At 62.8% G+C, this 9,056-nt stretch carries 15 protein-coding genes; 7 read left to right on the top strand and 8 right to left on the bottom strand.

Going from position 1 to position 9,056, the window contains the following annotated elements; all coding sequences use genetic code 11:
• From EOA86_RS41180 to EOA86_RS11070, 4 genes are all read left to right on the top strand, one after another.
• Window positions 1-121: helix-hairpin-helix domain-containing protein (locus EOA86_RS41180; protein WP_164891679.1), on the top strand; the 121-nt coding region annotated here is incomplete at its 5' end.
• Between the two features lie 99 nt (window positions 122-220).
• Window positions 221-817 carry a CDP-diacylglycerol--glycerol-3-phosphate 3-phosphatidyltransferase gene (pgsA, locus tag EOA86_RS11080; protein ID WP_065008950.1) on the top strand — a complete coding sequence of 199 codons (597 nt, stop codon included), beginning with the start codon at window positions 221-223 and terminating at the stop codon, window positions 815-817.
• Window position 818: 1 nt separating this feature from the next.
• Entirely contained in the window at window positions 819-1,076 is a 258-nt protein-coding gene (moaD, locus tag EOA86_RS11075; protein ID WP_128341660.1) for a molybdopterin converting factor subunit 1, read from the top strand.
• A gap of 1 nt (window position 1,077) precedes the next feature.
• Window positions 1,078-1,551 (top strand): molybdenum cofactor biosynthesis protein MoaE, encoded by a 474-nt coding sequence (locus EOA86_RS11070; RefSeq protein ID WP_128341658.1) that lies wholly within the window; start codon window positions 1,078-1,080, stop codon window positions 1,549-1,551.
• A 25-nt stretch (window positions 1,552-1,576) separates the two neighbouring features.
• Here the strand turns inward: EOA86_RS11070 and EOA86_RS11065 are convergent, their stop codons facing one another.
• Genes EOA86_RS11065 through EOA86_RS11050 form a run of 4 tightly spaced genes read right to left on the bottom strand, consistent with a single transcriptional unit; the run spans window position 1,577 to window position 4,143 of the window.
• The gene (locus tag EOA86_RS11065; RefSeq protein ID WP_127210474.1) at window positions 1,577-2,074 is read right to left on the bottom strand and encodes a DoxX family protein; all 498 of its coding nucleotides are present in this window, start codon (window positions 2,072-2,074) and stop codon (window positions 1,577-1,579) included.
• A gap of 2 nt (window positions 2,075-2,076) precedes the next feature.
• The gene (locus tag EOA86_RS11060) at window positions 2,077-2,877 is read right to left on the bottom strand and encodes a DNA-binding domain-containing protein (RefSeq protein ID WP_128341656.1); all 801 of its coding nucleotides are present in this window, start codon (window positions 2,875-2,877) and stop codon (window positions 2,077-2,079) included.
• Complete coding sequence (locus tag EOA86_RS11055; protein ID WP_127210472.1) at window positions 2,864-3,787, bottom strand: DUF692 domain-containing protein; 924 nt, start codon at window positions 3,785-3,787, stop codon at window positions 2,864-2,866. The genes EOA86_RS11060 and EOA86_RS11055 overlap by 14 nt, the downstream gene beginning before the upstream one ends.
• 32 nt (window positions 3,788-3,819) lie before the next feature.
• On the bottom strand, window positions 3,820-4,143 hold the full coding sequence (locus EOA86_RS11050; protein WP_164759703.1) for a DUF2282 domain-containing protein: 324 nt from the start codon (window positions 4,141-4,143) through the stop codon (window positions 3,820-3,822).
• A 278-nt stretch (window positions 4,144-4,421) separates the two neighbouring features.
• On the opposite strand from EOA86_RS11050, the gene EOA86_RS11045 reads away from it, so the two are divergent.
• The gene (locus tag EOA86_RS11045) at window positions 4,422-5,186 is read left to right on the top strand and encodes a YbaY family lipoprotein (protein ID WP_128341653.1); all 765 of its coding nucleotides are present in this window, start codon (window positions 4,422-4,424) and stop codon (window positions 5,184-5,186) included.
• 138 nt (window positions 5,187-5,324) lie between these two features.
• Here the strand turns inward: EOA86_RS11045 and ndk are convergent, their stop codons facing one another.
• The 4 genes from ndk to EOA86_RS11025 all read right to left on the bottom strand — a co-directional run bounded on the left by ndk (window position 5,325) and on the right by EOA86_RS11025 (window position 7,643).
• Window positions 5,325-5,747, bottom strand: a complete 423-nt coding sequence (gene ndk / locus EOA86_RS11040) for a nucleoside-diphosphate kinase (RefSeq protein WP_128341651.1) — start codon at window positions 5,745-5,747, stop codon at window positions 5,325-5,327.
• 129 nt (window positions 5,748-5,876) lie between these two features.
• Complete coding sequence (locus EOA86_RS11035; protein WP_029354315.1) at window positions 5,877-6,173, bottom strand: DUF1905 domain-containing protein; 297 nt, start codon at window positions 6,171-6,173, stop codon at window positions 5,877-5,879.
• Window positions 6,174-6,230: 57 nt separating this feature from the next.
• The gene (gene bluB / locus EOA86_RS11030) at window positions 6,231-6,866 is read right to left on the bottom strand and encodes a 5,6-dimethylbenzimidazole synthase (protein WP_128341649.1); all 636 of its coding nucleotides are present in this window, start codon (window positions 6,864-6,866) and stop codon (window positions 6,231-6,233) included.
• A gap of 81 nt (window positions 6,867-6,947) precedes the next feature.
• Window positions 6,948-7,643 carry a glutathione S-transferase family protein gene (locus tag EOA86_RS11025; protein WP_127210805.1) on the bottom strand — a complete coding sequence of 232 codons (696 nt, stop codon included), beginning with the start codon at window positions 7,641-7,643 and terminating at the stop codon, window positions 6,948-6,950.
• A 91-nt stretch (window positions 7,644-7,734) separates the two neighbouring features.
• On the opposite strand from EOA86_RS11025, the gene EOA86_RS11020 reads away from it, so the two are divergent.
• Both EOA86_RS11020 and EOA86_RS11015 read left to right on the top strand, forming a co-directional pair.
• Window positions 7,735-8,247 (top strand): DinB family protein, encoded by a 513-nt coding sequence (locus EOA86_RS11020; protein ID WP_065008961.1) that lies wholly within the window; start codon window positions 7,735-7,737, stop codon window positions 8,245-8,247.
• 100 nt (window positions 8,248-8,347) lie between these two features.
• A partial coding sequence (locus EOA86_RS11015; RefSeq protein WP_164891678.1) for a GGDEF domain-containing protein occupies window positions 8,348-9,056 on the top strand: 709 nt, incomplete at its 3' end.

Genomic DNA, 9,056 nt, shown 5'->3' with positions numbered 1-9,056 from the left:
GCTCATGCATTTCGGCACCGCCAAGGCGGTCAGCCGCGCCGCGATCGAGGATTTGGTCAAGGTCGACGGCATTTCCGAGCAGGTGGCGAAGCTGGTCTACAATCATTTTCACGAGAGCTGATGGATTCGGCTATTTTCGGTTGGTCCATCGACTATCGCCTGTTGACCCCCCACATTCGCTTCTGATTTGAGTAGGCAGGCAGAAAGAGTTCCCAAAAATATGGCCCAGCGCGCATTCAACCTGCCCAACATGCTCACCTACGTCCGCATTCTCGCGGTGCCGCTGGTTGTGCTGTGTTTTTTTCTCGAAGGGCATCTGAAGTCGAGCGACTTCGCCCGCTGGTCGGCGTTGATCATTTTTCTGCTGGCCTCGATCACCGATTATTTCGACGGCTATTTGGCGCGCGCCTGGCAGCAGACCTCGAATATCGGCAAGATGCTCGATCCAATCGCCGACAAGTTGCTGGTCGCCACTTGTCTGCTGCTGCTGGCGGCCGACACCGATCGCCATGCCGGCATCGCAGGCTGGTCGCTGTGGGCGGCGATCATCATCCTGTGCCGCGAGATCCTGGTCTCGGGCCTGCGCGAATATCTGGCGGCGCTGAAGGTCTCGGTACCGGTGACGCAGCTGGCAAAGTGGAAGACAACCATCCAGATGGTCGCCATCGCCTTCCTGCTCGCCGGACCTGCCGGCGACAAGATCTTCCCGCTGACCACCCAGACCGGGCTCGTGCTGTTGTGGATCGCCGCCTTGGTCACGCTCTACACCGGCTACGACTATTTCCGCGCCGGCCTCAAGCACATCATGGACGAGTAGGATGTCGACGAGGCTCATTTATTTTGCCTGGGTGCGCGAGCGGATCGGCAAGCCGCAAGAGGATCTCGAATTGCCCGCCGGCATCGAGACGGTGGCCGACCTGCTGCGCTGGCTGAAATCGCGTGGCGAGGAGTACGAGCACGCGCTGCAATATCCTGATGTGATCCGCGTCGCCATCAACCAGGAACATGTCGAGCACCGCGAGAAGATCGCCGGCGCGCGCGAGATCGCGCTGTTCCCGCCAATGACGGGTGGCTGAAATGCCCGGCGCGGTGGTGCCGACGGTGCGTATCCAGGCGGAGGATTTCGATGTCGCCGCAGAGATCGCTAAGATGACGCAAGGCCGCGCCGACATCGGCGCCGTGGTGACTTTCTCGGGTCTCTGCCGCGATGAAGCGGGCAGGCTCGCGGCACTCGAACTCGAACATTATCCCGGCATGGCCGAGGCCGAGATCGGCCGCATCGCCGCCGAGGCGGTTCACCGCTGGCCGCTGCAGGGCCTCACCGCCATCCATCGCCATGGCAGGGTCGCGCCCGGTGAGAACATCGTGCTGGTGGTCGCTGCCTCCACGCACCGGCAGGCGGCATTCGAGGCGGCGAACTTCCTGATGGATTACCTGAAATCGCGCGCGCCGTTCTGGAAGAAGGAACACCACACCGACGGCTCGCAAGGCGGCTGGGTCGATGCCAAGGAGGCCGACGACGAGGCCGCAAGCCGCTGGAAGCGAAATTGACGTGTGGAAACCCATCAGCCCTCGATCAGCCCTTGTCGGTGCCGATCCAGTGATCGAGCGCAATCCGGCCGGGTCCCCACGCCATGATGCCGAGCGCCATCGCCGCCCAGGTGATGTGCAGCGGCCAGCCTTCCGGCACGGTGAGCTGTATGATCAACGTCATCAGCAGCAGCCCGAATGCCGCCAGTCGTGTCGCCAGCCCAAGAACAAGGAGAATTGGCAGCAGGATTTCCGCCGACCCTGAGGCGAACGCAACCAGCCCAGGTGCGGGGAAGTTGTAAGGGCCGCCGGGCAGATGCAGCTTGAGCTCCGAGCTGAAAAGCAGCAATGCGACATCGTTCAACTGTAAAAAACCGTCCCATTTGTTGACGCCGGACCGCCAGAACGGGACGGCGAGTGCGCATCGCAGGACGAGCTGCGTCAGCGACGGTGTTGCACTCGTGCGAAGGGCGGCATTCACCCTCTCGACGAGGGCAGCGATCCCTCGCGGCTCGATGCTGGCGTTCTGCCCATGGTTCGTCATGCTCATCCTCCCTGGTGTGCCGCTGTGAAGGCGCCTGCTTGCAGCAGGTCGGCAATGTTGGCGGAAAGGTCGAATTCGGCACGCTCCGCAAACGCTGCCGCGGCCGCCGCGCCGAGCGGCTCACCCGCCATGAGGCGATCCAGAAAAACCGCGCTGCCGGGCGGCATATGGAGGACATAGACTTCGAGGCCGGGCCGCGTGATCAGCGCATCTTCACGGCCGTTTGCGTCGATCCGCCCGACAGGACCGTCGCTCCGGTTTGCCGCGAAGATCGTCACGACCGGATAGCGCGAGCGTATGGCGCGCGTTGCCGGGTGCGGCACGAACACGGTATCGGCCAGTCGTTCGGGCGGGATCGACGCCAGTGCTCCGGAAGCCAACGGTTCCGCGTCGGAGGCATGATAGGCGTCGAGCCAAGCCCGCTCCATGCGCGCCACGTCGGCCAGCCACGGCATCGACTGCGCGTATTCGTAGCGCTCGATGAAATCGGGAAAGTCGCGCCCGTATTCGAATAGAAGCGGCGAGGTGGGCGGTGTTTCGCGAACGTGAAAGCGCGCCATAGCGCGAAAGAAGTCCGGGCCGGTGATGCGCAGCGTCGCTGGAAAGCTGGCGGCTAGCGCATCGATCAGGCTGACCGTGACGTTGTTGCGGTAGACGGCATATCGCTTGACTGCAGCCTTCCCGTTCGGCCCCGAGACAGCGTCAGGCGGGGCGCGGTCAGGATCGAGCAAACCGGCGGTGAAAGCCGCGGCATAGTCAAACCGGTGGCCGAGATCGCATGACTGGAGCTCATCCTGCGGCATGGGCTTTTCCGAATATGTAATCGCTGTCGGCGTGACGGTCTAGGATCGCCTGGGCGGCGGCCGCCTCCGCCTTGAGCACCGGCCAGTCGGGAATGTCGCTGTCCCATTCGATCAGTGTAGGAAGCGGCCCGCATCGGCCGATGACGACATCGAAGAGCTTCCAGACCGCGTCGGCGACCGGGCCGTCATGGCTGTCGATGAGCAGCACATCGCCCTCGTCATCCTCCTGCTCGGCGTGCCCGGCCAGATGGATTTCGCCGATATGTTCGAGCGGGAAATCCGCGAGGTAGGAAAGGGCTGAATAGCCGTGATTGGTGGCCGAAACGAACACGTTGTTGACGTCGAGCAGCAGGCCGCAACCGGTACGCCGCACCAGCTCGCGAATGAAATCTGTCTCGCTCATCGTCGATTCCGGGAAAAGGACGTAGGTCGAGGGGTTCTCGAGCAGGATCGGGCGGCCGATCGCCCGCTGCATTTCGTCGATGTGATCCGCGACCCGCGAAACCGTTGCCGGCGTATAGGGCAGCGGAAGCAGGTCGTTATAATAGGTGGTGTCGTGGGTCGACCAGGCGAGATGCTCGGAAACGAGCGCCGGCTCATAGCGGTCGACGAGCGCCTTGAAACGGCCGAGATGCGCTTTGTCGAGCGGCCGCGGTCCGCCGATCGACATGCACACCCCGTGCAGCGAAACGGGATAGTCGCGGCGGATCTTGGTCAACGCATCGTGAGGCGGGCCGCCGGCTGCCATATAGTTTTCGGCGTGGACCTCGAAGAAACCGTCCTTGCTGCCGCCGGCAATGATCGCGTGCGAATGTTCATGCTTGAAACTGGTCCCGGCAAGGCCGGCGACCGGGTGTGCCGGAAAGCGCGAGGTTTTCGACATGCGGAATGCTGGGGCCAGTCCGTTCATCTTCATCTCCGCTTTCCGGGCAGTTGCATTGCTTACGACGGGATGTCGCGGGTCAGTTCCGTGGGCGAGCCCTTGCGGTCGCCGGGTAGGTCCATCGTCGTGCAGGTGCCGCCGTCGACAAACTTCCAGGCGTTGCCTTGGTAATCGACAGTCGAGGTGCCTTGGCAGGTAGTGCCAGGTCCTGCCGCGCAGTCGTTCTGCCCCTTCAGGGCGACGCCAAAGCACTTCTCCTTGCCGGCATCCATCGCCGCCTTGGCCTCTGCCTCGGATAGCGGCGCGGCCGTCGCAAAAGAAGCAAGAGCCGTGGCAACGGCGCCGGCCAGAAAGGCTGCGCTCACGGTTGATCTCGTTGTCATGATTTCACCTCCGATTGGGTTGTTGCGCGCCCGTTCCTCAAGCGCGCATTGGTAAGTTCGGTCCGGAGGCCGCTGTGTTACATCTTTTGGGGTACACGACTTCGTGATCGCCTGGGACCTGGCTTGAGCATAATGCCGGTCATGCCAAGGCGGCCGACGAACGAAGACCACAAGCCGGATGGCACCGCCGTGCGAACAGTGCGTGTGTGGGGCGCCACGGAACCACCGCAATCCTGCGAGACGTTGCGACCAGTTTGGTGCGCTGGGGGAGCAGGATCATGCTGGGCAAGATCGCCAAGTTCTTCCTCTTCGGTGTCATGCCGCTGGTCGTTGGTATACTGGTGCCTGAGTTGTCCGTCGCTGCCGAGAAGACCCTGAAGGGCGAGGTGACGTATCGCGAGCGCATCGCGCTGCCGCCCAACGCCGTGCTTTTCGTGCAGCTTGCCAATGTCTCGCAGGCCAGTGCGCCGGCCGCTGTCATCGGCGAGCGCAAGATGACGCCGGCCGGCCAGGTGCCGATCAAGTTCGAGATCAGCTTCGATCCCCAGGTGATCCGGCCTGATATGACCTATGTGCTGCAGGCGCGCATCACCGTCGACGACAGGCTGTTGTTCATCTCCGATATGCGCCACCACGTCGATCCGCTGAGCGACGCGCCGCAGACCATCATGCTGAAGATGGTGACGTCGAGCGAGCAGCCGGCGTCGGCGTCGGTGTTCGGGCAGAGCTGGCTGATCGAGTATATCGACGGCATTGGTGTGATCGCCGAGCCGCAGGCGACGTTCAGGATCAGCGAGGCCGGCAAGGCCGGCGGCAGCGGTCCTTGCAACGTCTACTTCGCCATCGCGAAAGTCGATGGTTCGACGATCGCCATCAATGACATCGGTTCGACCTTCAAAGCCTGCGCGCCCGAGATCATGGCCGAGGAAAAGGCGCTGTTCGAGGCGCTGGCCAAGGCGGCGTCGTACCATGTCGACGCCGGCAAGCTTGTTATCGCCGACAAGGACGGCCGTGTCATTCTGCGCTTCAACGCCGTGAGCTGATCGTTCAAACCGGTTTCGGTTTTGAGCATCATGCGCGGTTGGAGGGGCGTCGCCGTCCGGTGCAGGATCGCCGCAACGAAAAAAGGCCAGCATTGCGCCGGCCTTTTTTTCATGTGACGTGGTGATGGACTTATCGGCTCAGCCCACGATCTCTGTGTCCGAGAACCAGTATTTGATCTCCTGCGCGGCGGTCTCCGGCGCGTCGGAGCCGTGCACGGAATTCTCGCCGATCGACAGCGCGTGCACCTTGCGGATGGTGCCTTCGACGGCGTTGGCCGGGTTGGTGGCGCCCATCACGTCGCGGTTTTTGGCAATCGCGTTCTCGCCTTCCAGCACCTGCACGACGGTTGGGCCCGACGACATGGACTCCACCAGCTCGCCGAAGAACGGACGATCCTTGTGGACGGCATAAAAGCCTTCCGCCTCGCGGCGGCTCATCCACACCCGGCGCGAAGCGATGACGCGCAGGCCGGCTTCTTCGAGCATCCGGGTAATGGCGCCGGTGAGATTGCGTCGGGTCGCGTCCGGCTTGATCATGGAAAAGGTGCGTTCGAGCGCCATGGGATCGTCCTTGTGATGGAGAGTGGAATTCAGGGTGGCGCGCTCTATACAAGCCGCCCGCCGGCTTGCCAAGGGGAGGCTAGCCCTAGCCGCCGCATAGCGTGTCGCCGTCAGCCAGAACCCATGTTGTCATAACTGCATCTCGATCGTCAGGTTGGCCGTGTCGCCAGCCCGAAGGCCTTCGCGGACCCGGACCGCCGTCTTGATCGGCAAGAGCAGGCTGCCGGACTTCTTGTCAGGAAACAGCGATGTCCGCCATCTGGTCTGGCCGATGATGGCTTCCACGCCAAGCGAGCCCCAGGGCCGCGCCATCCCCGCCGTCGCCGTCTTGATCCGTGCCCCAAGCTCCGGCGGCAGCGTCACGAAATGCCAGCCGCCCTTGCCTGGATAGACCCAGATCTCAGCCTGCACGTCGTAGCGAAACATTTTGGCCCTTCCTCAGGTCAAGGCCGTCAAGAGGAGATTGACAGCGTTGCCGTTGCACTACCGCCTTATCACGGTCGAAGCGCGCCGAATTTCCCAGCCCTCCCGTTCCAGTTCCGGCACGCTGTGGTTCTCGCTCGGGTAGCCGACGCAGAAGTAACCGATCAGCGTCCGCTCCGGCGGCGCGTCCAGGATCGTTGCCATTTCGGCCGGATCGAGAATCGAGACCCAGCCCATGCCTATTCCTTCCGCGCGCGCCGCCAGCCAAAAGGTGTGGATCGCCATCACCGCCGAATATTCGATGGTCGCGGGCATGGTCAGGCGGCCCAGCCCATGTCCCTGTTCTGTCGCGCGGTCGGCGAAAACCGCGAATTGACAGGGCGCCTCGTTCAAGCCGGCGAGCTTCAGGCGTGCATAGAGCGCGGCGCGTTCGCCGTCGAGCGATGTAAGCGCCTCTGCATTGCAGCGCTCGAAGCATGTCCTGACCGCGGCGCGGCATTCCGCACTCTCGACCATGACGAAACGCCAGGGCTGGCTCAGCCCGACCGAGGGCGCAATGCTGGCGAGGTCAAGCAGCCGCTCCAGAGCGCCTTCCGGAAGCGGCGTCGGCCTGAATCGCCTGACGTCCCGCCGCCACAGGAAGAGGTTGCTCAACTCGGCGCGAAAATCGTCCGGGAATTCCGGGCCTGACGTCATGGGGTCGTGCTGCCTTTGTTAGGGGAGTAGGGGAGTAGGGCAGTAAGTCATGGCGGTGCGCATACCTACTGCCTTACTGCCCTATGCGGCAGCCGCCGCCACCTTGCGGCCGAGGCCGCCATGCAAATCGAGGCAGCGCTCGAACCACTGCGCCACCACATCGCTGTCGTCGAGCAACCGGTAGGGTGAGGCGATGCGTGCCCATTGCAGCGCGCCGAAGACGATGTAGTCGGCAAACAGCGGTGATTGGCCGCCGATGAACGGCTGATAGGTGAGCATCGAGCGCAACGGCTCCAGCGAGGCGCGGAAGGCGCCAAGGCCGAGGTCTCGCGCCGCCATCACCTCTTCCAGTCTCTTGCCGAAGCGCTGCTCGCGGCTCTGGCGGAAATAGGCGGCGTTCGGCTCATCCTGCATGGCGTGGAGGTCCATGATCGCCGCAGTGGTGACATAAGGGTGGATGGTCAGTTGCGACCAGCGTTCGATGAAGCGCGCCATCGCCTTGCCGCCGTCGCCGGAAAACAATGTCGGCCGCTCAGGATAGGCCTCATCGAGATAGAGCGCGATGGCGAAGGAATCGGCGACCACCTTCTCGCCGTCGCGGATCACTGGAACGAGTTTCGAAGCGCCGCCTTCAACAGCGGGCACTTCGAGAAAACGCGTCGGCACGGTTGAGATGTCGACCCCCTTGTGGGCAAGCGCCATCGTCGCCTTCCAGCAATGCGGGCTGAACGGACGGGCGGCATCGCGTCCGACGAGGTCATAGAGCAGAATGGTCATTGGCGGCAGCTTCCTTGCGGTCTACTAGAGCGACGTTTCGGGCCGATGCGGTAGGCACCCGAAACGGGGTCTCGCGGGTCGGGAGAAAAAGATGAAACAGCACTTCATGATGTTTGCGGCCTACAATCAATGGGCCAATAGCCGCATCTACGATGCCGCCGCCGATCTCGACGAGGAAGAATTTCACCGCAATGTCGGGGTTTTCTTCGGCTCTATGATGGGCACGCTCAACCATGTTCTGACTGCCGACCGCATCTGGATGAGGCGCTTTACCGGCGAGGGCGACGCGCCGGCCAGGCTCGATACGATCCTGCACCGCGCCTTGCCGGGCTTGCAGCTGGCGCGCGAGGCCGAAGACAAAAGGATTATCGACTGGGTCGGGGCGTTAAGCGACAAGGCTTTGTCCGGCCGCTTCTCCTACATGACCGTCTCCGACATGCGCACCGTCTCGCAGCGATTGGCGCCGGCGCTTGATCATTTTTTCAACCACCAGACCCATCACCGCGGCCAGGCGCACGCGATCCTGACCGTTCTCGGCCGGCCTTCGGTGCCACTTGACCTGACGCTGTTCCAGCGCAGCGAAGAGGGCCGCGCCTTCGCCTGATTTGGATTATCCGGATCGATCACGATCGAATTGAAGCAAAGTCTTAGGACTTCATTCGTGTTCCCGCTTCAAAATAGCCTGCCATAGCGGGAGCAATGGCATGCGGATCGATTTTTCCCCCACGAGTTGGGGCAGGGTGGTGGCCGTCACCGTTGTCGGCACCGCGGTCTGCATCGCCGCCGCCTTCTTCGTCGATTCCTTCAATTTCCCGTATCTGTCGCCTGAAGCGCTGTGGCGGGCGAAACTCACCGATCTGCTGCTGCCGCTGGTGCTGGCCGGTTCGTTCCTGTCTTTCCTGATGTGGAAAATGCGTCAGCTGGCAATCGCGCAAAAGGAACTGACAATTGTCGCGGCGACCGACAGCCTGACAGCGGTGTTCAACCGCGGCGCGTTTTCAGTGCTTGTCGAAGCCTATCTCGAGCAAGCTCGCAGCCATTCTGTCGCCAGCTCCGGCGCCTTGCTGATTGTCGACGCCGACCATTTCAAGTCCGTCAACGATCGCCTCGGCCACGACTGTGGCGATCAGGCCCTCAAGCTGATCGCCAAGACCATTCAAGACCAGCTGCGCGGCGCCGACATCGTCGGGCGAATTGGCGGTGAGGAATTCGCAGTCTTCCTTCCCGGCGCCGACCCGTCGCATTCCTGGCTGGTCGCGGAGGGGATACGGCGCCGTATCCGCGAGGCGGATTTTTCCCCGGGCGGGCAACCCTGTCCCCTCTCGGTAAGCATCGGCGGCGTCGCCTTCAGCGGACCGACCACCTATGCCGAGATGTTCGTTGTGGCGGATAAACACCTATACAGGGCTAAAT

Origin of the sequence: Mesorhizobium sp. M5C.F.Ca.IN.020.32.2.1 (assembly GCF_004023105.1) — a bacterium.
Lineage (GTDB): Bacteria > Pseudomonadota > Alphaproteobacteria > Rhizobiales > Rhizobiaceae > Mesorhizobium > Mesorhizobium wenxiniae.
Note: the sequence above shows the minus strand (reverse complement) of the source record. Positions and strands in the feature narration are given on the sequence as shown.

What these genes read in the sequence shown, in the direction of transcription:
- EOA86_RS11045 (WP_128341653.1), top strand. Translation starts at nt 4,422, where the DNA reads ATGCTGGGCAAGATCGCCAAGTTCTTCCTCTTCGGTGTCATGCCGCTG.
- EOA86_RS11020 (WP_065008961.1), top strand. Translation starts at nt 7,735, where the DNA reads ATGAAACAGCACTTCATGATGTTTGCGGCCTACAATCAATGGGCCAAT.
- EOA86_RS11070 (WP_128341658.1), top strand. Translation starts at nt 1,078, where the DNA reads ATGCCCGGCGCGGTGGTGCCGACGGTGCGTATCCAGGCGGAGGATTTC.
- bluB (WP_128341649.1), bottom strand. Translation starts at nt 6,866, where the DNA reads ATGACGTCAGGCCCGGAATTCCCGGACGATTTTCGCGCCGAGTTGAGC.
- EOA86_RS11055 (WP_127210472.1), bottom strand. Translation starts at nt 3,787, where the DNA reads ATGAACGGACTGGCCCCAGCATTCCGCATGTCGAAAACCTCGCGCTTT.
- EOA86_RS11060 (WP_128341656.1), bottom strand. Translation starts at nt 2,877, where the DNA reads ATGCCGCAGGATGAGCTCCAGTCATGCGATCTCGGCCACCGGTTTGAC.
- moaD (WP_128341660.1), top strand. Translation starts at nt 819, where the DNA reads ATGTCGACGAGGCTCATTTATTTTGCCTGGGTGCGCGAGCGGATCGGC.
- EOA86_RS11050 (WP_164759703.1), bottom strand. Translation starts at nt 4,143, where the DNA reads ATGACAACGAGATCAACCGTGAGCGCAGCCTTTCTGGCCGGCGCCGTT.
- EOA86_RS11035 (WP_029354315.1), bottom strand. Translation starts at nt 6,173, where the DNA reads ATGTTTCGCTACGACGTGCAGGCTGAGATCTGGGTCTATCCAGGCAAG.
- EOA86_RS11025 (WP_127210805.1), bottom strand. Translation starts at nt 7,643, where the DNA reads ATGACCATTCTGCTCTATGACCTCGTCGGACGCGATGCCGCCCGTCCG.
- EOA86_RS11065 (WP_127210474.1), bottom strand. Translation starts at nt 2,074, where the DNA reads ATGACGAACCATGGGCAGAACGCCAGCATCGAGCCGCGAGGGATCGCT.
- pgsA (WP_065008950.1), top strand. Translation starts at nt 221, where the DNA reads ATGGCCCAGCGCGCATTCAACCTGCCCAACATGCTCACCTACGTCCGC.
- ndk (WP_128341651.1), bottom strand. Translation starts at nt 5,747, where the DNA reads ATGGCGCTCGAACGCACCTTTTCCATGATCAAGCCGGACGCGACCCGA.